General features: G+C 36.6%; 15 protein-coding genes. 10 read left to right on the top strand and 5 right to left on the bottom strand.

Annotation, left to right across the window (positions count from 1 at the left end; all coding sequences use genetic code 11):
* Window positions 1-23: 23 nt before the first annotated feature.
* The 9 genes from ACHRV3_RS02505 to ACHRV3_RS02465 all read left to right on the top strand — a co-directional run bounded on the left by ACHRV3_RS02505 (window position 24) and on the right by ACHRV3_RS02465 (window position 14,478).
* A complete protein-coding gene (locus tag ACHRV3_RS02505) occupies window positions 24-3,413 on the top strand; it encodes a SusC/RagA family TonB-linked outer membrane protein (protein WP_395434434.1) in 3,390 nt (1,129 codons plus the stop codon).
* Window positions 3,414-3,433: 20 nt separating this feature from the next.
* Window positions 3,434-4,969: a RagB/SusD family nutrient uptake outer membrane protein gene (locus ACHRV3_RS02500; RefSeq protein ID WP_395434433.1), complete on the top strand. Its 1,536-nt coding sequence runs from the start codon at window positions 3,434-3,436 to the stop codon at window positions 4,967-4,969.
* A 273-nt stretch (window positions 4,970-5,242) separates the two neighbouring features.
* Window positions 5,243-7,069, top strand: a complete 1,827-nt coding sequence (locus tag ACHRV3_RS02495) for an alkaline phosphatase (protein ID WP_395434432.1) — start codon at window positions 5,243-5,245, stop codon at window positions 7,067-7,069.
* Window positions 7,070-7,315: 246 nt separating this feature from the next.
* Window positions 7,316-8,824 carry a calcineurin-like phosphoesterase C-terminal domain-containing protein gene (locus tag ACHRV3_RS02490; RefSeq protein WP_395434431.1) on the top strand — a complete coding sequence of 503 codons (1,509 nt, stop codon included), beginning with the start codon at window positions 7,316-7,318 and terminating at the stop codon, window positions 8,822-8,824.
* A 462-nt stretch (window positions 8,825-9,286) separates the two neighbouring features.
* Window positions 9,287-9,808 (top strand): RNA polymerase sigma factor, encoded by a 522-nt coding sequence (locus tag ACHRV3_RS02485; RefSeq protein WP_395434430.1) that lies wholly within the window; start codon window positions 9,287-9,289, stop codon window positions 9,806-9,808.
* 46 nt (window positions 9,809-9,854) lie between these two features.
* Window positions 9,855-10,064, top strand: coding sequence for a hypothetical protein (locus ACHRV3_RS02480; protein WP_230002219.1), 210 nt, complete (start codon window positions 9,855-9,857; stop codon window positions 10,062-10,064).
* A 12-nt stretch (window positions 10,065-10,076) separates the two neighbouring features.
* Window positions 10,077-10,922 (top strand): FecR family protein, encoded by an 846-nt coding sequence (locus tag ACHRV3_RS02475; protein ID WP_395434429.1) that lies wholly within the window; start codon window positions 10,077-10,079, stop codon window positions 10,920-10,922.
* A gap of 99 nt (window positions 10,923-11,021) precedes the next feature.
* Complete coding sequence (locus ACHRV3_RS02470) at window positions 11,022-13,634, top strand: carboxypeptidase-like regulatory domain-containing protein (protein ID WP_395434428.1); 2,613 nt, start codon at window positions 11,022-11,024, stop codon at window positions 13,632-13,634.
* A gap of 4 nt (window positions 13,635-13,638) precedes the next feature.
* Window positions 13,639-14,478 (top strand): DUF4249 domain-containing protein, encoded by an 840-nt coding sequence (locus tag ACHRV3_RS02465; RefSeq protein ID WP_047778853.1) that lies wholly within the window; start codon window positions 13,639-13,641, stop codon window positions 14,476-14,478.
* 194 nt (window positions 14,479-14,672) lie between these two features.
* On the opposite strand, the gene ACHRV3_RS02460 is transcribed toward ACHRV3_RS02465, so the two are convergent.
* The 4 genes from ACHRV3_RS02460 to ACHRV3_RS02445 form a co-directional block, all read right to left on the bottom strand.
* Complete coding sequence (locus ACHRV3_RS02460; protein WP_395434427.1) at window positions 14,673-15,440, bottom strand: LytR/AlgR family response regulator transcription factor; 768 nt, start codon at window positions 15,438-15,440, stop codon at window positions 14,673-14,675.
* A gap of 5 nt (window positions 15,441-15,445) precedes the next feature.
* Complete coding sequence (locus ACHRV3_RS02455) at window positions 15,446-16,459, bottom strand: sensor histidine kinase (RefSeq protein ID WP_395442772.1); 1,014 nt, start codon at window positions 16,457-16,459, stop codon at window positions 15,446-15,448.
* 75 nt (window positions 16,460-16,534) lie between these two features.
* A complete protein-coding gene (locus ACHRV3_RS02450) occupies window positions 16,535-17,284 on the bottom strand; it encodes a hypothetical protein (protein ID WP_395434424.1) in 750 nt (249 codons plus the stop codon).
* A 247-nt stretch (window positions 17,285-17,531) separates the two neighbouring features.
* On the bottom strand, window positions 17,532-17,984 hold the full coding sequence (locus tag ACHRV3_RS02445) for a hypothetical protein (RefSeq protein ID WP_395434423.1): 453 nt from the start codon (window positions 17,982-17,984) through the stop codon (window positions 17,532-17,534).
* 481 nt (window positions 17,985-18,465) lie between these two features.
* On the opposite strand from ACHRV3_RS02445, the gene ACHRV3_RS02440 reads away from it, so the two are divergent.
* Window positions 18,466-21,384 (top strand): S8 family serine peptidase, encoded by a 2,919-nt coding sequence (locus ACHRV3_RS02440; protein ID WP_395434422.1) that lies wholly within the window; start codon window positions 18,466-18,468, stop codon window positions 21,382-21,384.
* A 146-nt stretch (window positions 21,385-21,530) separates the two neighbouring features.
* On the opposite strand, the gene ACHRV3_RS02435 is transcribed toward ACHRV3_RS02440, so the two are convergent.
* A complete protein-coding gene (locus ACHRV3_RS02435) occupies window positions 21,531-24,488 on the bottom strand; it encodes an FAD-binding and (Fe-S)-binding domain-containing protein (protein WP_395434421.1) in 2,958 nt (985 codons plus the stop codon).
* Window positions 24,489-24,768 lie beyond the last annotated feature (280 nt).

The following is a 24,768-nucleotide window of genomic DNA, read 5'->3' as shown; positions in this document are numbered from 1 at the left end:
AGGAATAATCAAAATTAAAAATTATGAATGAAAAACAACTGCGGTACGTCGCAAAGTGTCAAAGCATTAAAAAAGGTCTTCAGACCCAATTGATTCTGTTCACTGCTTTATTTTTTATCGGATTAACGGCAAAGGCCGGAAATGTTGAGAGGGACAAAAGAATAACTTTAAAAGTAGAAAATGAAAGTATAAAAAATATTCTTCAAAAAATTGAAAATCAAGTGGACGTGCATTTTATGTATGAAGCCAATCAGATCAATACCAATCAAAAAGCAAGTTTAAAACTAAACAATGTCACGCTGGAATATGCGTTGGATCAAATTTGCAGCAGTTTTTTCCTGAAGTATGAAATAATCAACAACAATATTGTGATTAAGAAAAATCAGAAAGTAAGCGATGCGGGACAAAATAAAATCACGATATCCGGAACCGTTTTTGGCGGTGATGACGGAATGCCGTTGCCGGGAGTAGAGATTAAAGATAAAGGTTCCAGTGCAGCCACCGTAACTGATTATGATGGAACTTTTACACTGGAAATTCATTCGGCTGAGGCGCTGTTGGTTTTTTCTTATGTAGGGTATATTACACAGGAAATTAAGGTTACTGAAAGCCGAAAAAATCAAAATATCAAATTAGCTGCCGATGTAAAACAATTACAGGAAGTAGTAGTAATGGGATATGGAAGTGTAAAAAAGAAAGAAGTTCTGGGAGCTGTGGGATCTGTTTCAATGAAAGAAACCGCAAGCAGAACCTACAATACTGCTGCCGAATTATTACAGGGAACTGTTTCGGGTGTTACGGTTATTAATAATGGAGGAGATCCAACAGGAGAACCTACAATCAATATTCGTGGGATAGGTTCTTTAAATGCCGAAACTCCGCTGATTGTATTAGACGGAATTATTTACAGTGGTTCATTAAATACCATTAACCCTAATGATATTGCTTCTATCAGTGTTTTAAAAGATGCAGCTTCGGCAGCTATTTATGGAGCGAGAGCTTCAGGTGGTGTGATTTTAATTACTTCTAAAAAGGGTACTTCTGAAAAAATTAATGTCAATGTAAATTATCAGGGAGGTTTTCAGAATGTAGCGAAAAAATTGAAAGTATTAAACGCCGCAGAATATGCAGACGCCATGAATACGGCCAGAGATAATGCAGGACTACCAAGAATACCGGCTTTTGATCCCGCATTTGAACCTACCGCCAGAATGACCAAAACCGATTGGATGGATGAAATTTTTCAGACTGGTGAAATTCAGGATTTATCTATTTCGGTAAACGGAAAAACAGAAAAATCTAATTTCTTTCTTTCAGGAAGTTACCGAAAAAATGAAGGAATATTGTTGAACACCTTTGCAAGACGTTATACAGCCCGCGCTAATTCTTCTTTTAAACTGGCGCCCAATTTTACAATAGGAGAGAATCTGACGTATTCGTTAACAGATGGTCAGAGTGCCAATACTTCAAGTGCTTACACAGGAGCAATTTTAGGAGCGATTTTGTACCCGCCAAATGCAACGGTTTATAGAGAAGACGGTTCCGGTTCTTTTGGTGGAGTACCTGAAAAATACATCGGATCGTATGGAGACGTTATTAATCCGGTGGCTTATTTGAAAAGGTTAGACAACAACAATCCCGTTTCTACTGTTCTGATCAATCCTTATGCGGAATGGGAAATTGTAAAAGGGTTAAGATTTAAATCAAATTGGGGGTATACCAGAATTCAAAGTGATTATAAAGATTTTACCGTAAAGATTACAGAACCGGGTAAAGTATTTGATTTTAACAGATTAACACAAACCACTTCTACGACAACCGATTTATTGAGCGAACAAACCCTTTCGTACGATAAAACATTTGGGAAACACAGTTTTAAAGCTTTGGCAGGATACACTTATCAACAAACCAAAAGGAATTTTTACAGTGTACAAGGTACCGGTTTTGATAACGAAGATCCATCACAACGTTATTTGCTTAATGCCAAATTAGTACAGCAGTTAGGAGCAGGAATGTCTGAAGAAATTATTTCTTCTTATGTGGGAAGGTTAAATTATGATTTCAGTCAAAAATACCTGTTCTCGGGAATTGTGCGTCGTGACGGAACTTCAAAATTGACTTCTGCAAACCGTTGGAGAGTTTATCCTTCTGTATCGGCAGGTTGGTTAATTTCTGAAGAAGATTTTATGAAAAACATTAGTTCAACCGTAAACAGTTTAAAACTTCGTGCGAGTTGGGGACAGATTGGAAATTTAGGAAACTTAGGACCTTATCAGTTTAGTGTACCGTTAAATCAGACTTCTGCTTTAATTGGATCGACTCCGGTGATTAATTACGGTTATTCGGAAAACGAATTGTCGAATCCGGCTTTAAAGTGGGAAAGCTCAGAGCAAACCAACTTAGGTTTAGACTTCACTCTTTTCAACAACAGTCTTACAGGATCGGTAGACGTTTATAAAAAAACAAACAAAGACATGCTCGTTCGAGACCAGTTGCCGGGAGTATCGGGAACACCATTAGGGCGAATTGTAAACTCGGGTGATGTAGAGAACAAAGGACTTGAATTAAGTCTTACCTATCAAAAAACACGAGGTGATTTTAAATTTGATGTGACGGCGAATGCTGCTTTTCTAGACAACAGAATTGTTTCAATCAAAGACGGTTTAACCTCTCTTGAACCACTTAATTTGAGCAGAGTTCGTAGTTTGCCTTTAGCCAATATTTATCAGGTAGGAAGTCCGGTTGGTGCCTTTTACGGGTATAAAACAGACGGATTGTTCCAAAGTAATGCAGAAGCTAAAGCCTATGTGAATTCAAGTGGTGCCGTATATCAACCAAATGCAGTTGCCGGAGATATGAAATTTAGAGATGTAAACGGAGACGGTGTGATTAATAATAACGACAGGGTAGTGCTGGGGAATCCATTTCCAAAAACCACATTCAGTTTAAATTCCAATTTCAGATACAAAGGATTTGATATGAACATCTTTTTAAGCGGTGCGGCAGGTAACAGTGTTTTTAATGCCGTAAAATATACCGGCTTAAACGGTTCTTTCCCTGGGTATAATTTATTGGCAGAGTCAAAAGATGCGTGGTCACCACAGAATACAGGATCAAATATTCCGGTACTTTCAGCAACAGACAATAACAATAACTTCGGACGAATTTCTGATTTTTATATTGAAGATGCCTCTTACCTGAGATTAAAAAATGTGGCAATTGGGTATACAATTAAAGAAGCTTGGTTAAACGGAAAAGCAAATCTAAGGTTCTTTATTTCGGCTCAGAATCTCTTTACGATTACTAAATATTCAGGAATGGATCCCGAGGTAGGTCTTTCTAATTTCGGACTGGATTTAGGGAAATACCCGCTGTCCAGAATTTATATGACGGGTATAAACGCTACTTTTTAAAAAAACATAAAACATACAAAATGAAAAAGATAAGTATTTTATTGTTGAGTTTTACAATGCTGCTTGGAACGACAGCTTGTGAAAGTGAACTTGATCTGATACCACAAGGAGCGCCTTCGAGCGGAAATTTCTGGAAAACACCCGCAGATGCCAAGGCTGGAGTAAATGCTATTTATGCCTTGTATTCGGATGATAATATGTACGGACGTGGGTTTTTCTGGCTCAACAATGCCAGTGATGATATCGGAACCAAACCAAGACAAAATGCAGAACGTATCAAAAACTTTATTGTTGACGGATCAGAATCCGACACAAAAGACATTTGGAGATTGCATTATGAAGTGATGAAACGTTGTAACGATGTATTGCGTAATATTCCAAACATTCCATTAGAGGAGAAAACTAAGAAAATGATGTTGGGAGAAGCCTATTTTAATCATGCCGTTATGCATTTAGAATTGGCGTATCATTATGGCGATGATCGCGCGGGAATTCCTATTCAGGATAGAAACGATCCTACGAATGTTTATGTACCGAGAGCAAAAAATGTAGCGGAGAATTACGCCTATATTGCTGCGGATCTGGTTAAAGCAGCTGACTTATTGCCTTATTTCAGTGAACTTACGGTAGACAATTACGGCCGTGCGCACAAAACGGCTGCGTGGGCGTATTTGGTTCGTACGTATTTGTATGCCAAAGACTGGGACAATGCCATTAAGTACGCAAATATGGTTGTTAACAGTGGAAAACATGCTTTGCTTCCTAATTTTGAAGATGTATTTAAAATCAAAAACAACTGGTCATCAGAATACATTTGGTCTGTTACTTCAAGTGCCGATAATACTTCACTTGGGTCAATCTTTCCGGGTGTTTGTCTCGAAGATAAAGGTTGGGGAGCTTATAATGGCTGGGGGAATTTTTACCCAACCAAAGAATTATTTGATGCGTATGATCCTGCCGATAAACGTCGTAGTGCGACTATTCTACAAAAAGGAGATTCGTTTATGTACTTTGGTCAGCTGGTTACTTTTAATGAAGGAAAATATGTCGTGAGTTCAAGTAACAGAACAGGCTATCAATTTAAAAAGTATATGGAGCCGTTTGGTTATGCAAAAACCACTTCGGGAGGAATTGATATTCGTTATGTAAACGCAAATGGAGACAAACCTTCAACCGCATTAAATGTACCACTATTGCGTTATGCCGATGTGATTCTGATGTTGGCTGAAGCAAAATTAAAGAAAGGACAAAGTGCAGATACCGAAATAAATTTGATTCGTAATCGTGCTGGTCTAACCTCTATTTCGGGAGCAACATTAACCGATTTAAAAAGAGAAAGACGTTGCGAATTAGCCGGAGAATGGACAGACCGCCATTTTGACCTTGTTCGTTGGGGCGATGCCGAAGCAACCTATGCCAAACCGTTACACCATTATAACGGAACGGTAATTTATCCTGCTCGTAATTTTAACCCTGCCATTCACCATGTTTGGCCAATACCACCGGATGAGATTGCAGTAAGTAAAGGAGCTTTGTCTCAAAACAAAGGTTGGTAAAAAGTAGTTTCATTTGTTTGTGTTTTGTTACGCTGCGGGCTTCTAAGGAGTCTGCAGTCGTAAACAAAATGACAACTTTTTACAGATAATTTAATAAGCCAGTCCTGTGTTAAGAAGGGCTGGTTTGTGTTTTTAAAGAATGGATAATAGAGAATAGATGGTTTCTGTTTTTTATTGTAGGAATTTTAAATTTAAAACTTTTAATATCAATAACTTATGTCTGTTTTATTAAAGTTGGTTTGTAACTTTTGAAATGGATAATTTATAATAAATATGAAAAAAATAAGCACCTTTTTTTGCCTTCTTTTCTGCCTTTTTTTGCAGGCACAAGAATACAGTTCGTCCAATATACATTCTCATAATGACTACGCCGGGGCGCTTCCTTTTTATGAGGCTTATGCTAATGAAACAGGGGTTATTGAAGCCGATGTTTTTTTAGTGAAAAATGATTTGATGGTGGCTCACACTTCTGAAGAAATTAAAGTTGGTAATTCGTTGCGTAACCTTTATTTGGAGCCTCTTTTATTGAAATTTAAAGCACTGGGCGGTAAAGCTTATAAAAGCGATAAACCGTTGCTTTTGATGATTGATATAAAGTCAGAGGCAGAAGCTACTTTGAAAGTAATTGTGGAACAGTTAAAAATGTATCCGGATTTAATTTCAAACAAAAATTTCAAAGTAGTTATTTCGGGAAGCAGACCGGCTCCTTCAAAATGGAGCGAGTACCCGACGTTTATTTATTTCGACGGAAGAGTAAACGAAACCTATACAGTTCAGGAATTGTCGCGTGTAGAAATGATCAGTGAAGATTTGAAAGAGCTTACCGTTTGGAACGGAAAGGGGATTCTGACCCAAACTGATTCTGAAAAAATACAAGCAGTAATCAAAAAAGTACACGATCAGCATAAGAAAATCAGATTTTGGTCTACGCAAGACAATGTAAATACCTGGATGACTTTAATGAACCTTCACGTCGATTACATTGCAACGGATAATACATCGGCTTTAACACAATTCATTAAAAACATCAAGTCTACTTTTTACCAGAATACCGAGTTCTATGAAACTTATGTCCCTAAAAATGGTGCTGTATTTCCTAAAAATAAACGCCCAAAGAATGTGATTCTCCTTATTGGTGACGGAATGGGACTGACGCAGATTTATGCCGGTTACACCGCCAACAAAGGAAGATTAAATTTGTTTACTATCCCTACCGAAGGATTTTCGATAACCAAAGCCTCCGATAGTTATATTACAGATTCAGCAGCCGGCGCAACGGCTATGGCTTCGGGTCATAAAACCAATAACCGTTTTATTGGAGTGGATGAAAAAGGACAATCTTTAGAATCAATAACAGAGAAATTGGCTAAGAAAAAGTATAAAACGGCGCTCATTTCGTGTGGTAATATTACCGATGCGACACCAGCTGCTTTTTATGCGCATCAATCAGACCGAAGTTATAGTGAAGCAATCGCGGCAGATTTTTTATCCAATCCGGTTGATATCTTAATTGGGGGAGGAACAAAGGAGTTCAGATCCCGCAAAGACGGTAAAAATCTTGCTGAGGTTTTACAGAAAAAAGGCTATACTTTTTCGGATCAATTTAGTGCTTTAGATACCATCAGGAACAATCGTTTTGTAGTATTGGATGATGCTTCGGTGGTTTCCAGAAAAGACGGAAGAGGTGATTTTCTAGCGAAATCATTGGCTAAAGCTACAACCACTTTTTCTAAAACTACAAATCCGTTTTTTATAATGGCAGAAGGCGCACAGATTGATTATGGAGGTCACAGTAATAATGTGGAATATGTGGTGCGTGAAATGTTAGATTTTGACCGTTTGGTTGGACAGGCGATGGAGTTTGTAGACAAAAATCCGGAGACCCTGCTAATTGTAACCGCAGACCACGAGACCGGAGGACTTTCTTTGATTGACGGTAGTATAGAAAAAGGATATGTACACGGAAGTTTCAGTACAAACGATCACACCTCGGTAACTGTTCCTGTTTTTGCATACGGTCCCGGAGCTCAGAATTTTATGGGAGTGTATCAAAACACAGAGATTTACAATAAAATAATGCAATTACTGAAAACGAAATAAGCCCTTTCTAAAAAGTTAACTGCAGTAGAGATTCCAAAAAGCTATGTCTCTATGTGTTAAAAAACTTTGCGTCTTTGCAAAAAATATCCCTGGTGCAATAACAACGCAATTTGTTAACAGATAGAGACATAGAAATATTTAGAGATGGAAAAAAGAATTTTTTTAGTTCAATATTGGCTCACATAGCTTTGTTATCTTGGAAAAGAGGGATGATTTACGAAGGATTTTTTATTAATAAGTAGTATCATGAATAGAATAATTTTTAGCTTAGTTGTAATGCTGAGTTTTACAGCTGGTTTTGCACAGAAAAACAATAAAGTTTCAGGAATTGTGTTTGCCGATACAAACCAAAATGCTGTTCTTGATAAAGATGAGGTAGTGCTGCCTAATGTTTTGGTTTCTAATGGTAAAGATGTTGTTGAGACCAATTCAGAAGGAAAATACAGCATTACAAAAATAAAAGGAAATACCGTTTTTGTAATTAAACCGACGGGGTATATTTCAAAGAAAAATAAGCAGAACAGCGTGCAGTTTTATGTTCCGTTTGATGAAGTAAAAGGCGTTAAAAATTACAATTTCCCCTTGATTCCAAATGCTGAAAATAAAGATGTGAAAGTGGTGTTGTTAGGAGATACTCAGGTTGATGTGATGGATGATATTCACCACGTAGGAAAGTTGGTTACCGAAGAATTAATGGGTCAGAAAATTGATTTTATAGTACCGCTTGGAGATCTTTCTTTTGACAATCTGACTATTTTTAAACCCTTAGCAGAAACTTTGGGACTTATTGGAGCTCCCATTTTTTATACCATTGGCAATCACGATCTAAATTTTAAAGAAACCGCTTTTGAGGATCGGGATAAAAGTTTTGAAAGTATTTTTGGGCCGTCTTATTACGCATTCGAGTACGGAAATCAGTTCTTTTTAGTGCTGAATAATATTTATCCTGTAAACGAAAAAGGATATGTAGGACGTCTTGATGAGATGCAAAAACAATTCATAACCAATCTGATAACAGTAAAAAAAGGCGCTTTTAATTCGATTCATTTGTTTATGCACATTCCGCTGGAAGAGATGGAAGATCAGGATTGGATTATAAAATTGTTGGCTCCTTTTGAAGAAGTACTGATTAGTGCCGGACATACCCATACCCAATATCATAAATATTTTGAAAGAGAGGCAGGACGAAAGCCAATCCATGAGTTAGTTGCCGGCGCCGTATGTGGTTCGTGGTGGCAAGGTCCACATGATCAGAACCAGATTCCGTTTGCGTTGATGTACGACGGTACGCCAAAAGGTTATTGGACAGTCGGAATTAATCAGGATCGTTATACCTACGATTATAAAGTTTCCGGAGCACCCAATACAAAACAAATGGACATCACCGTTCCAAATACTAACGAATGGGATACGACACTCAATGCTTTGAATGACAATTACATTTACGCCAATGTATTTGCTGCAGATGACGCGACAAAGGTGTATGTGAATTTCGATAATGGAAGTTGGAGTGAAATGGTAAAATATGAAGGTATTTCGCCCAATATTCAAAAACAATACTATCTGCAAAGCCAAGGGAGATATGCCAGCATGAAAATATCAAATTCCCCAAAGCCGGAAACAATCAGTACGCATTTGTGGAGGATTGCAAAGCCAGACAATCTATCCTCCGGCGCTCATAGTGTCCGAATAAAAGCTTTAGGAAAAGAGATTAATCTGGAAGCACATGGTAATGCGGTATTGTGGGTAAAGTGAGAATAGAGAAAAATCGTTTGCTGTAATTGTAAGAGATAGAGACTTCAGTACAGCTCATGAAATGGTTCTCGCCAAGACGCCAAGCCGCCAAGTTTTAAAAGTAAAAAACTTTGCGCCTTTGCGTCTTTGTGCGATTTTTTTTAGCCCTGAAGAAGCATCGTTCAGATGTAAATTATGGCACGGTTTCGATCTGTCCTATTTTTTTTTCATCCCTGTGTAACATATTCTTAAAAGACACGACTAATCTAGAGCTTTTCAATAGCTGTAATTGCTAAAAACTTTATTGCAGCAGACATAAAATATAGAATTAAATTACGGTTCTTTGCACTTTTCTACAGCATTGAAATTGGCAAAGCGATTCAATAGATTTCCAATCTGAGATCCTTGCAGTTTTATGTTTTCAATTTTGAAACACAATATAATTGCCGTCAAACAGTTTAGAGTAGTTATCATAGTTAAGTTATGGACAATAGGAAGTTTATAGGAAGTTTGAAAAAAGGCAATGAAGCATCCTTCAAAGAGGTTTATCTTACTTATTATGATCGATTGGTAAGTATCGCTAAAAGATTCGACTTTAAACTTCTAACTCCTGAAGACTTTGTTCAGGAAACTTTTCTAAGACTTTACGATAAGCGGGAATTACTTCACGAAGATGTTTTGTTGGACAAACAATTGTTTACGATCTGTAAAAATATCATCCTCAATCATGTGAACAGAGAAAATAAAATAGTTCAACTTAATCCTTTAAAAGTTGAAATTGCAGAAGAGGTTACGGATACAGGAGATTTTGAAGAAAAAAAAGAAAAATTATACAATTTCATAAATCAGCTTCCTGAACAACAACAAAAAATATTTACTTTACACAAACTGGAAAATCTTAGCTATAAAGAAATTGCAGCACTTACGGATCTTTCTGAGAAGACCATTGCCAATCATATTTATCTTGCCAGTAAATTTATTAGAAAAAAAATCGAAAACCATTAGGAACTTTTCTGTTTTCGTTTGTTATATATAAAAACAGACTGTAGAAATGGATATAGAAGTTTACAAAACCGATGTTAGAACAAAAGAGCAAGCTAGGTATATTGTAGCATTGTTGCAATTTGTTATTTCTGATTGTATCATGAACTTTGACACAGAAGGTTGTGATACTATTTTAAGAATTGAGACCAATAGAGATATTAAAGAAATGGTCTATGGTGTTTTTAATAAACAAGGATATTATTGTCAGAAACTTTAACGCCCCAAAGATATGGATGAAAATAAACTGGAAGAAGAATTAAAAAAAATGTGGGAGGAGACCCCTGTTTCGCATTCAGATAGTGAAAAAGAAACTTCTTGGGAGCAATTCCAAGCAAAAACCTTTCCTTCGAAAGAACGGAAATTGAAACATTGGATGTATTATGCAGCGGCAGCGGCAATTTTAATTTTTGGCTTTATTGGAACCAGAGTTTTCAACACTGATAACCCATTACAAGTGGATAATTTTGTTGCTTCAACTATCATTGAAAATCCAACTTCTAAGGTAAAAAGTGTATTCTTACCCGATAGTTCAGTGGTAGAATTAAACCCGAATTCTAAAATCAAATACGTCAGTAATTTTATTTCAAACAGAAAGATCGAGGTAGAAGGATCAGCCTATTTTAAAGTTAAAAAAGATAAAAAACATCCTTTTCAGGTTTTTTGCAAAGAGACCACTACAACTGTTCTAGGGACTTCCTTTTCAGTTAATGGATCTACTGATAAAGAAGTAGTTGTTGAACTTTTTGAGGGAAGTGTTCAGATGAATGTAAAAGACCAAAAAGAAAACTGGATACTGAAACCCGGTGAAAAATTCACTTATAGCAATAAGATTGTGGCAGTGACCGATTTCAACCGCTTTGTGGATTTTGAAAATGAAAAACTAGTAGTACTCAGTACCTACATTGAGACCAACTATGGTTATAAAATGATACTCCCAAAAGAATTTGATACTCAAAGAATTACATTGAGAATCAATAAAAAGGAAAATTTAAAAACCATAATCCAATTAATCTCAGAAATGTATAACCTAAATTTTGAAGTAAATGAAGAAATAAAGCAGATTACTTTTCAATAGAAAAGAAAAGGATGCACTAGCCGCGAAACTAAACATCCTCCCTTAGTATGGATAGCATGATGCTATTCCACTTAATAATATTCAAAAATACAAATTTTTATGAAGCATTTAATTACAGTATGCTTTTTTTTACTCAGTTTTAGTGTGTTTTCCCAAAACGTAACGGTTACAGTAGATCAAACCGTAACATTAAAAGAATTATTTAAGCAAATTGAACAACAAACAGACTTTAAATTTGCCTTTACGGATCAAATTGATACCAGTCAGAAATATTTTACAAGAAAAAGTACTTACAAAAAGATCGAAATAGAGAAACTGATCGCCGAACTGAATAAGAATGCACAGATTCAATTTTCAATTGTGGGGAATAACATTTTTGTAAAACACAAAGCGCCAAAAACAACAAAAAAAAAAAATAAAGTAACAGGTCAGGTTTTTGATGAAAACAATGAAACGGTTATTGGTGCCAACGTTTTTATTAAAGAACTCGAAACGGGTATTATAACCGATAAAAACGGAAAGTTTACCTTAGAATTACCCAAAGGAAGTTATACCGTTTCGATTAGTTATTTGGGATACAGTACGAAAGAGAAGCAAATTACGGTTTCCGATGATGTTTCAATTAATTTTAGTATTGCTTCTGATAGTCAACAATTAGATCAGGTAATCATAACAAACACTAAAGCAGTAGACGTTAGGAATACACAAATGAGTGTCAACAGACTTTCGATGGAGGACATCAAAAGAATTCCGGTTGCTTTGGGAGAACCCGATCCTTTAAAATCGTTATTAACCTTGCCGGGTGTTACCAATGCAGGAGATCTGTCATCGGGTTTTAATGTCCGTGGAGGTGCAGCAGATCAGAATCTGATTCTTTTAGATGGTGCTCCGGTGTATGGAGACTCTCATATGTTTGGTTTTTTTTCCATTTTTAATGCTGACATCGTTAGTGCATTAGATTTGTACAAAGGAGGGATTTCGTCTAAATATGGAGGACGTGTTTCTTCTGTTCTTGATGTGGCCCAGCAGACAGGAGATTTTGAAAAGTATAAAGTAAATGGAGGAATCGGTCTTATCTCGAGTCGGCTCTTAGTGCAAGGACCCATAAAAAAAGAAAAAGGCTCTTTTATCGTAGCCGGACGTGCTTCTTATGCTCATTTATTTATGAAACTGGCGGATAATAAAAATTCGGCTATGTTTTATGACTTTAACGCTAAGTTGAATTATCGCCTTAGTCCGAATAACAGCCTTACGTTCTCCGGTTATTTAGGAAGTGATTTGTTTGATTTGAATAAACGTTTCGCCAGTACCTACGGAAATGCAATGGGTATTTTAAGTTGGAAGCATAAATTTTCGGAATCTCTGAACACTAATTTATCGGTTTTATACAGTGATTATAAGTTTAACCTAACGATGACGGAAGAAAAGTTTGAATGGGACAGTAAAATCAGCAGTTACGGACTTAAGTACAATTGGAATTACATTAGATCAGAGAAACTAAAACTCAACTATGGTATCGATGGTTTGTATTATGATTTTAATCCGGGTACCGTGAAGCCTTCAGGTGCAGGTTCTCAGTTTAATTACAAACAGTTGAATAAAAAATATGCCTTTGAAAGTTCTGCCTATATTGATTTTGAGCATCAGATTACAGAGAAACTGAATCTTCGTTACGGACTTCGTTACAGTATGTTTTTACGTTTGGGTGCGGAAGATATTAATACATACAAAGACGGGAAAGCTGTAGTATATAATCCGTTGTATAACATTTATGAAGAAGGTACTCCAACCGGAACTAAGTCCTATAAAAATGGTCAAACCATTAGTAAATTCGATAATTTAGAACCTCGATTGGCATTGTCTTATGCTTTTAATGATGATAATTCTGTTAAAGCAAGTTACAACAGGATGGCGCAGTATATTCATATGTTATCCAATACACAATCTCCAATGCCAATGAATGTCTGGACACCAAGTGGTCCTTTTACAAAACCACAATTATTGGATCAATATGCTGTAGGTTATTTCAGAAATTTTAAGGAAGGGGATTATTCTTTTGAAGGGGAGTTGTTTTATAAGAACATCCAAAATCGAATCGATTATATTGACGGGGCAGATGTAGTGGCAAACGATGACATTGAACAGGTTATTCTGAACGGTAAAGCCAGAGCATATGGTATGGAATTATTATTCCGTAAAAACAAAGGTAATTTCACAGGATGGGTTTCTTATACCTTGTCAAGAGCGGAACAAAAGACTCCGGGAAGAACTCCGGATGAACCGGGTATTGCTAATGGAGACTGGTATTTATCAGGCTATGACAAATTGCATAATTTAAATATAGTGGGGAACTATGATTTTAGTCCAAAATGGTCTTTTAATGCTAATTTTTCATTGCGATCAGGTCAGCCGGTAACCTATGCCGGTAGTTATTACAATTTTGGTGAACTTAATGTGCCAAATTACGGAGTGAGAAATGAAAATAGATTACCCTTATACCATCACTTAGATGTAGCGGCAACTTACACGCCTAAACCGGACAAAAAGAAAGGATGGCAAAGCTACTGGGTATTTAGCATCTACAATATCTATAATAGAGCAAATGCAGTTTCAATGGCGTTTACAACAAATGAAGACACAGGACTTAATGAGACCAAAAGGCTGTCTATTTTTGGATTAGTACCGAGTATTTCTTATAATTTTAAATTTTAATGGCATGCAAAGAGTAATAAAGTATAATTTTAAAAGCAGCGTACTTGCTTTATTTAGTGGTTTGTTTGTTTTGTTTTTTTCTTCCTGTGAAGATACAGTAAAGTTGGATTTAAATGAAGGAACCCCTAAGATTGTAATCGATGCGGAACTAATTTGGAAAAAAGGAACTACAGGTAGCGAGCAGACCATAAGAATCAGTAAAACGACATCTTATTATAATGCTGACACACCAAAAGTTTCAGGAGCACAGGTAAGAGTGGAGAACAGCAATGGAACCAGTTTCATTTTTAACGAATCGGCACCCGGCGTATATGTATGTACTAATTTTGTTCCTGTGGTAGATATGGATTATGTGCTTCATGTACAGGCAGAAGGGCAAAGTTTTACTGCTGTTGAAAAGTTAACTTCCGTAACTCCAATTAATAAAGTTGAACAAAAATATGTACCGGATATATCAGGTCCTGATGTGCTTGTGGTTCAGATTTATTTTAATGACCCGGCTGATAAGAGCAATTATTATCTCACAGATTTCAAAAGTGATTTTTTAAAGTTTCCTCTTTATGTAAATTCAGATGATGAGTTACTAAATGGGAATGAAATAAGTATTCAATTCGGAGATACAGATTTAAAACCGGGTAAAACCATTGCTATTGTGAATCGTGGTATTTCGAAGAACTTTTTTAACTATATGAAGCTAATTTTGGAAGCTTCACAAGGAAATCCTTTCTCTGTTCCACCAGGTAATATCAGAGGCAATATTGTCAATACCAAAAACGCTGATAGTTACGCGATGGGATATTTTAGACTTTGTGAAGCAGATGCTGTTTCTTATTTAGTGAAATAAAGATTTTAATCCTCAGTGATTGATTTGTGATTACATCTGGCATATTCGTATTTATGTCAGATGTTTTTTTTTTTGAGGATAGTGAGGGAGAGCTACAAAGCCACGAAGTCACAAAGCCACAAAGTTTTTAGCGTCTGCCGCTGTATCTTTTGGACCTTTGAGTGTTTGCCTCTTTAAACCTTTGTACGAAACAATTATTGCTCTATCCATTCCCGAAAAGAAGCGGTATTGCTTTGACTGGTCTTCAGGTGTTTTTCATATCCTTTTATTTTTAAAGCAAAAGCATTTTTAGAATAACGCTCGACTCTTTCAACATATTTTTTATGAACCAATTCACTACGGTTAATTCTGAAAAAAGCCCGTGGATCGAGTAAAAATTCAATTTCTTTAAGCGTTGTCTCATTCAGCAAATGTTTTTTTCCTGTTGTATCGAAAGCAAATAACACCCCTTCGTTGGCTTCAAAAAACAAAATACCATTTGTTTCTATAAAATAAATCCCTTTCGGACTACTGATCGTGAAACGCTCTTTATAGGTCTTTGCCCGATTATTGTTTTGAAGAATCTGATTTAATTTAGCGACCAAATCACTTTCGTTAGAGTTTGATTTTCCTAACAATAGGTATTTGTCCCAGGCTTTTTGAAAACGTTCCATCGAAAAAGGCTTCAAAAGATATTCGATACCATAATTCTCAAACGCATCCATCAGAAATTGATCGTAGGCCGTGGTGAAAATAATCGGACAGTTAATTTTAACTTGCGTATAGATTTCAAAAGCATTTCCATCCAGCAATTCAATATCCGAAAGGATCAGATCTACTTTTGTTGTGTTCAAAAATGCAATTGCAGCCTCTACAGTATCTATTTCGCCCACTACTTCAATACTTTCGTTAAGCTGACTGAGAAATCTTTTCAGTTTGTTTCTTGCCGGAATCTCATCTTCTATGATTAGCACTTTTATCATTGTGGTTAGTTTGAAATTAGAGGTATAGAAACAGAAAAAGTAGTAGCCGTTTTTTCAATTTCGATTTGGTCTTTTGTTAACAGAAAGTATTGCTCTTTTAAGTTCTGTAGTGCCCTTCCTGATAAGGTTTTTGAATTGCGTTTTGGTACAATAGTGTTGCTTACCGTGAGTTTAGAATCTCTGTTTATTTTTATACGAATCGGATTTGCCTCTGTTCCTAAATTGTGTTGAATGGCATTTTCTAAAAGCAATTGTAATGTTAACGGTACAATACTTCCGCTTAGATCTAAAGTTTCTGTTTGCAATTGGTAAGCAGTCCCGTATTTGTATTGCATCAGGTTGAAGTATTTTTTAGCAAAAGCATATTCTTCTTCCAAAGCAATTATTTTTTTGTCCGAGACCTGTAAAACATAACGGTAAATTTCAGCAAACTCATTTAAGAAATCAGAAGCTTGCAGCTGATCTTCTTCAATAAGCTGATCCAGTACATTAAGATTGTTAAACAAAAAATGAGGGTTAAGTTGTGCTTTTAGCCGATCAATTTTAGTTTCTGCCAAAGCCTGATTGTAAACTATAAGTTGCTTTTGATTCGTTTTATTTTTTTGATAATAGTAATAAGTCAGAAAAAAACTCCCGTAAATAATCGCATCCATTAGTTCCGAAAAGGTTGATAAAAGCAGCGTTTTCTGATTGAAGTTGCGCTCAAATGTATCAAATAGGAGGGCAAGCAGCAGCCCTATAGTTTTCATTGTTGCTAAAAAGACCAACAAGGAGAAGCTGAATATTTTTAATACTTCTTTGAAACTAAAGAGCTCTGATTTTTGCCAGCGTTTGATGAAAAAATAAAGGATCAGGAATAAAACACAGGACGACATAAGTGAAGCTATAGCAGCCTCCGGTGTAAAAATAAACCAGTTTAATTTCTGTCTTATTAAAAAACGGACTTGTATCGATTGTGCGTAAGAGAATAAAAAGACAAACAGTAGAAAATACCGGGCTTGTTTAAGTTGAGATAGCATGTTTTTCATTTTCTATAGACGATGTATCAATACAAAAATAGCATTTCTAATTTTGCAGCACTATTGACCTGAAGTTTATTTGGTTTTATTTTCGGGGAATGAAGCAATGATAGCACCGTTGTCATCAAAGAAGTCCAATTTGGCTTTGTTTTCTTTGTCTACATAAAACATCGCTTTTGGTTTTCCTTTATCATCAAACAGAAACAGCCCGTTGTTTTGACTTCTTGATTTTCCGAGCATTACTCGTGTAGCGCCTCCTAACAAGCCTTGTTCTTCATACTCCTTTAGTTTTTTCTCCATTGCCTGTGGATCTTTTTTGCGTAATTCTGCCAGTTCTTGTGTTATTTCAAAGGTTTTCAACTGTGATTCTTTTGCCGGGCGATCGTTAAAAGCAAGAGTACTGGATACGACTCTTTTGTCTCCCTTAATGTAATCTTGTGTAAGCAATTGCATGACCTGATCACCATCGTATTGGTCGTAGGTAAGTGACAAACCGGCTGAGTGCCCGTTTTCTTTTTTCTGACCGTCATAGATAAAACCGCCGCATTCAATACCTTCTTCATTAAAGAAAAGCATGCCCGAACGTTTTTTTCGCCCTTCATTAGTAGGCCTTTTATTGATGATATCCTTTCCGTTTGGAAAACGGTCTACATTGGTAATAATCATTTTTACCGTGCCGTCTTTTTCTACAATATTGATCCGTTCTACATCAATTTCAGTAAATTTTGTATTGCTTTTTTCTTTGAAAGCGGAGCTTGTGAGAACAATCATTCCTAACGAGGTGGCGATCGCGAATGTTCTTAAAAAAACTAATTCTTTATTCATTGTTTTAGTGTTAAAGGGTTGAATTTATAAGACAAAACTATTTGAATAAGAACGGTCCGGCAACGACAAAACAATAAGCTAAGGAAAAAAAAGGATGAATTAAGTATTTCAAGAAATGAGTTAAAATTGTATGAAAGAAAATCAGCAGAATCTGCGTGAAAAAATCTCTTAACCTAATGCCATTGAGCTAAAGCAGAAAGCCATTCAAATAGTAACAGATTAAAAAAAAACTAACAACTTGAATTAGTTAGTTGATGATTGCCGACAGATAAACCCAAACAATAAAAAGGATTTGTAATGGAATCCTAAAATACAAATAAGTCGTTCCTTTTCCGTCAAAAGTCCCTTTTTGATAATCGATCTGTTTAGTAGCGGCGTATATATTAGCCGGAAGTATAAGAATAAAAAACACAATGAGCAGCCAAGCGGTTATTATTCTGATTTGCGGAATTAAGAGTCCGATCGCAGCAGCAATTTCAATGAATCCGGTTAACCAGATAACGACCGTTTTATACGGAATAAAGTCCGGTAACATCATGCTCATTCCCTTTGCAAATACAAAATGTGCTATAGCCGTGAACAGTAACATCGCCGACATCGCAATTCGTGCCGCTAATGCAAAATTGTAATCTCCGGAAAGAAGAATAATAGAAACTAAGGAGATCAGAAAAACGCTGATTAATACTAATAGTGGTTTCATATCTTTTAAAATGAGGATATTAATGCTCCATTCAAAAATATAAAAAATAATTCAGCTTGTATGCTTTTTGGAAAGTAGAAGAGGGAGTGAATAAGATCCTTACTTCTTTTTAAATGGCGCATTGATAGATTAAAGTCGAATTGGTATCCGGTTGATTGTTGTTGGAGAGCTGAAAAGTCAATGTGTTTTAAATCAGGTATTTATACTCTTTTTTGGTTCGTTTTGTTTAACGAGTTTTGTTGTGTTTAATGAATAAATCTTACAAAAATTAGAGTTTTTGTAAATAAAGTTGAACAAGTTTATTTTTCGAATACCAACGGATTACAATAAAACTATTCTTTATTAACCCTTAACCAACTGGAATTATGAAAATCAAAACAAATGTATTTTCTGAATGCTCTGGGATTATGAGTGACAGAAGTCCGCCTTTTTCTTATGAAGAGTTTATGAGAACAAAACAACCCATTAAAACAAAAATCATATGAAAAAATTATACAAATATATGCTCTTTTGCGTATGTGGAATAACGTATTCCCAAACGCAGAATGATATTCAAAAGATTAGACAAAATTCAAATATAACAGAGCTGGAAGCGCTAAGTAAACAATACAAGAGTGAGTCAGACCGAAATAAGGACCGAGCTTTAAGTCTGGCCAAAACCAATGGCTGGAGTACCACATTTAAAAATAAAGACGGTACTGTGAGTGAATTGATGGGCGTTTCTGCAGATGGTAAACAACCTCTTTATTTTACACCTGAAAACGTAAATGCTGCCAAATCGACCCGTGCAAACTTTCTGAATTCAGGCGGTGGTTTGGGACTCAACTTAAATGGACAATCGATGACTGCTTATGTTTGGGACGGTGGAGCCACGCTTCCTACTCACAATGAGTTTGGAGGAAGGGTTTCTATTTCTGATGGTGTTACCACTATCATAACGACCAGTAATAACAGCCAACATGCGAACCATGTTACAGGTACTATTGTTGCAGCTGGTTTGGTAGCTGCTTCAAAGGGAATGGCCAATATGGCAACTGCAAGAACAAATGAATGGAATTCTGATTTAGCTGAGGCTACGACCGCAGCCTCAAACGGTATGTTGCTGTCCAATCATTCCTACGGATGGGGATTAAGAAATTCTGCAGGAACTGTGATAATGGCACCTTGGCGATTTGGAGCGTATGAAACTTTCGCAAGAGACTGGGACAATTTAATGTTTAATGCGCCTTACTATTTGATGATAAAAGCAGCCGGTAACGACGGTACTGACAATACCGCAAATCCGAGTCCGCTGGGAGGGAATCCGAGCTACGATAAATTAACAGGATATGCGACTGCGAAGAACAATTTGGTAATTGCTAATGCCAATGATGCTGTGATCAGTTCAACCGGAGCCTTAACCAGCGTAACGATTAATACTTCGAGCAGTCAAGGACCAACAGATGATTTAAGAATCAAACCGGATCTTACCGGAAATGGAACCTCTGTTTATTCTACCGCTACACTTACATCAGTAATTACGCCATTGACCAATACGAGTTATGGTAATGCAACGGGAACTTCTATGGCATCACCAAACGTTACCGGTACTTTACTTTTATTGCAACAGCACTACAAAAATCTGAAAGGAAATTTTATGCGTGCGGCAACTTTAAAAGGACTGGCTTTACACACTGCAGATGATGCCGGACCCACAGGTCCTGATGCTATATTTGGATGGGGTTTGTTAAATGCAAAATTTGCGGCAGAAACTATTACGAAAAATGGAACTTTAGCGATCATTCAGGAACATACCTTACCAAACGGTGGTTCTTATAGTTTTCCGGTAACATCAGATGGAGTAAATCCGTTAATCGCTTCGATATCCTGGACAGATCCTGCCGGAACTGCCAATCCGGGAAGTATTGTAAATGTGGGTACAGCCCGACTTGTAAATGACCTTGACATACGAGTAACCAATTCGGCAGGTACCGTTTTCCCATACAGATTGTTGTCAGCTACAACAAACGGATTGGGAGATAATACCAGAGACCCTTTTGAAAGAATTGCTATTGTAGGCGCTGCAGGTGTCTATACGGTAAAAATTACGCACAAAGGAACGTTGGTGAACAGCAGTCAGAAATATTCTGTAATTGTTACCGGTATCACTTTGCCAATAGCGGATTTGTACATCAAAGACCGACCTTTTGATACAGGTTTAGAGCCAAATCCTGATTTAGGTCCAATGTGGATCAGCGATGACATTTGGGTAAGACAAAGTATTGATGCTGGACTTTCGCATCAGAACCCTGAGTTTAAATTGAGTTCTCCAAACGGAGTATACATCAGAGTTTATAACAAGGGAACAAGTCCAAGTTCTTCTGCAAAAGTAAGACTCTATTTTGCAAAAGCGTCATCCGGATTGGTATGGCCTACTAATTTTGTGAACTTTAGTGTCGGAGCAGTAAAACACGGTGATGAGATTGGTGAAGTAAGTATCCCGTCAATACCGGTAGGAGGTAGCACGATAGTAATGGTGCCATGGTATCCGCCAAACCCGGCAGATTATACGTATGATCAGCATCATTTCTGCTTAATTGCCAGAATCGAATCTCCAAGAGATCCAATGCCTAATGAAGTCAATGGTGTTGTAATTACTCCAAATGCTAAAAACAATAATAATATTGCCTGGAAGAACCTAAGTGTTTATAATTTAAATACAACCGATTTTGTTCCCCCTACAGCAGTATTTATAAGAGGAGTAAAGTCTAAAACTATTAATATAAGATTTGTAGACAAAGGATTTAATGAAGAGCTTAAAAACAACTTCTTTGAATTAGGAGGAACAATCGTAGCGACACTGGATGACCGTCTTTTTGAAAGAGCGCAAGCAAACGGAAGTCTGAAAGGAGTTCAGATTATTGATAAAAACAAAATTCTGATTACTAACAGAGAAGGTGCGATTGCAAATTTACCGATTGACAATGAGGAAACTTTCGGAATAACATTTGACTTTAAAGTAGCGAAAGATTTCCCTCTGGATCAGCAGATCACATTAGACCTTATTCAGGAAGATGCTCTAAAAGGAGAACTGGAAGGCGGTGAACGTTTTGCCCTTGTAAGAGCCGAAAAACAGGCCAATACCAAAGGAAATGAAATTGTTCTTAAAGAAGCAGCCGAGTCTCAATTGTTTACAATTTATCCTAATCCGACAGACGGAGTGTTTAAAATCAGTATTAACAATGAGCAACAAGGAACTTTAAGAATAGTTAGCATTTACAACAGAGTTGTATTTAAAGAAAGAACCGCTAAACAGAGAGATTTTGATGTAAACATTGCGAATCAGGTTCCCGGGGTTTATTTAGTTCAGTTTATTTCAGATAACGGAACGGTAACCACCAGAAAAATAATTAAAAAATAAATTTTAAAATTTTAAAAAGGATTGATAATGAATTGTTTAATTCGTTGTTTTGATCAATTTTAATGACAAAAGAGAGGCTGTTTTACTATTGGTAAGACAGCCTTTTTTGTTGTATATTTTTATTTTCAAAGTGAAAAAGGATCAAATTATTTTAAAGCATTATACAATATACTCACAGGATGCTGTGCATTTCGGTTGGTACCGTCTTTTATTTGATGTCTACAGCTGGTTCCTGATGCTGAGATTAAAGTAGCTTCCTTTTCAGAGCGAATCGAGGGAAACAAAACCAATTCTCCAATTTTCATTGAAATGTCATAATGTTCTTTTTCATAACCAAATGACCCCGCCATACCACAACAACCACTTGGAATATTTAGAACGGTATAGTTTTTCGGAAGCATCAGAATTTTTTTCAAAGGAACTAAAGAAGACAACGCTTTTTGAAAACAATGACCGTGCATGCGTACACGTTCTTCTTTATTTGTAAAACTAACAGACGATATACGTCCTTCGTCTAATTCACGGGCCAAAAATTCTTCAATAAGTAACGTTCTGCCCGCAAATGTTTTAGCTTTTTCTTTCAATATACCACGACATAAATCAGGATATTCATCGCGAAACGATAAGATGGCAGAAGGTTCTATTCCGATTAGAATAGCATCCTTTGGCATATGTTTTTCGAAAGCCAGTATGTTTTTTTCTGCAATTTCTCGAGCTTCTTTTAACATGCCTTTTGACAAATAGGTTCTTCCGCTTATGCCAATTTCAGGAACTACTACTTCATACCCTAAACGATTTAATAATTGAACTGCCGTTTGACCTATTTCGACATCATAATAGTTTAAAAATTCATCGTTGTACAAATAGACCTGACCGTGGATAAAATTCCCTTTTTGAACGTGTGTTTTTATCCATTTTGCAAAAGTGATTTTATGCATTTGCGGTAGTTGTCTTTCAACCGCAAATCCAGTCGATTTTTTGATGAGGTTACCCAAAAAACCTTTAGTAGATAAATTATAAACCCACGGAACTGTAGCAAAAACAGCATTTATTTTTGGTGTATTTCCAATCAGACTGGAACGAAATTTGACTCCATTTACATCATAGTTTTGTTGTAAGGTTTCCGCTTTTAACTTGGCCATATCAACATTAGAAGGACATTCGGATTTACAACCTTTACAACTCAAACACAAATCGAGTACTTCAAGAAGTTCTTCAGCGTCAAATTTGTTTTCTTTTGTTGAGGTAGTGATGGTTTCTCTGAGCATGTTTGCTCTTGCGCGAGTGGTGTGTTTTTCGTTTCGCGTAGCCATATAACTGGGACACATCGTACCACCGCTTTTCTCGGTTTTTCTGCAATCTCCCGAACCATTACACATTTCGGCAGCACGAAGGATGCCGTTGTGTTCAGAGAAATCAAAGTAAGTTTCCGGCATTGGAGTATCCTGTCCCGGAGTATATCTTAAATTGGTGTCCATTGGAGGCGTGTTCACAATTTTTCCCGGATTAAAAACATTCCAGGGATCCCAGGTGTTTTTAAGTTGGATAAACAGTTGGTATATTTCTTCTCCGAGCATCATTGGGATAAACTCACCACGAAGCCTTCCGTCGCCATGTTCACCACTAAGTGATCCTTTATATTCTTTTACCAAATGCGCAATGTCTGTGGCTATAGTTCTAAAAAGGGCGGCACCTTCTTTGGTTTTTAAATTGATAATAGGGCGCAGGTGCAATTCACCTGTTGCCGCATGTGCGTAATGAACACAACTTAAATTGCGTTGTTTTAATATCGCATTAAAATCTTCGATAAAGGCTGGCAAATCATTTACATCGACAGCCGTATCTTCAATAACTGCGACTGCTTTTGCGTCTCCGGGTATATTAGACAATAATCCAAGTCCGGCTTTTCGTAAATTCCATACTTTGTTAGTCTCTTCGCCATAAACTATCGGAAAATGGTAGCCTAAGTTTTTAGAACGCATTAAAAACTCCATTTCTTTGGCTATCGTATCTATTTCTTCTTGTGTATCTCTTAAAAATTCAACCACAAGAATGGCTTGAGGGTCTCCTTCTACAAAAAAACGATTCTTACTTTGTTCTAAATTCTCTTTAGTACATTCCAGTATATAATGATCAATAAGTTCAACACTATCAGGATTGAATTTCAGGGCTTCCAGATTAGCTTTCAAAGAATCGTTAAGACTTTCAAAATGAATGCAAACCAAAGCAGCAAAAGGTTTCAGAGCAGGAACTAAGTTTAGTTTTATAGCAGTAGCAAAGAATAAAGTTCCTTCTGATCCGGCAATTAATTTACAAAAATTAAACTTCTCATCAGTAGCAGCAAACGGCATACTATCGGCTAATAAATCCAATGCATAACCGGTGTTCCTCCTTGGAATTGATTTTTTAGGGAAATTTTTATCGAATAAAAGCCTGTTGGTTTCAGACGATACTACTTCTTTAATTTGAACGTAAATCGATTGCTCTAAAGGACTTACCGTGTCAATGCCGTTGCATTTGTTTTCAAATTCAGCGTTGGTTAATGCTTTGAAAGTGACTTCATTTCCATCAGCCAAAAAGCCCTTTATTTCTAAAAGATGTTCTCTTGTCGAGCCGTAGACTACCGATCGGGCACCACAGGCATTGTTTCCTACCATACCCCCAATCATACAACGATTGCTGGTAGACGTTTCAGGGCCAAAAAATAGTTGATAGGGTTTCAGGTAAAGATTAAGTTCATCACGAATTACACCCGGTTCAACCCATGCTGTTTTATTGCTCTCATCCACCGAAATAATTTGGGTGAATTCTTGTGAGATGTCGACAATAATTCCATTACCGACTACCTGACCTGCAAGTGAAGTCCCAGCCGCACGCGGAATCACACTACTCTTATTTTCACGTGCAAAAGCAATGATTTTCTGAATGTCTTCCTTTGTTTTAGGAATCGCAACAGCCAACGGCATTTCTTTATAAGCACTTGCATCTGTAGCATATAACAAACGCATGGTGTGGTCATAAAATAATTTACCTTCCAATTGTTTTTCTAAATTTTCAAGATGGGAAATTGGTTCCGAAAGCGGATTATTATTACTATTATTCATTTTAATACTTTTTAGGCAAAAGCCTTCTACAAAATCATTTTCAGGTGAATCCTTAGCACTTAAGAAAGTTTCACAAAGCTTCACAAAGGTTACACAGAGACACACAAAGTTTTATGATTCTTTGTGTGTCTCTGTGTGGCCTCTGCGAATCTCCGCGGAATTCTTATTCAAATCTTCACCAAACAACCATCCCACACAAAAAAAGAAAAATCCGCAAAAATCCGCGTCTTCGCATAGCGAATCCGTTTCATCCGTGTGCCAAACTTTTAGCTAATTAGTT

This window comes from Flavobacterium sp. FlaQc-49, assembly GCF_044005985.1.
Taxonomy (GTDB): domain Bacteria; phylum Bacteroidota; class Bacteroidia; order Flavobacteriales; family Flavobacteriaceae; genus Flavobacterium; species Flavobacterium cupriresistens.
The sequence above is the reverse complement of the archived record's forward strand: the minus strand, read 5'-3'. Positions and strand labels throughout refer to the sequence as shown.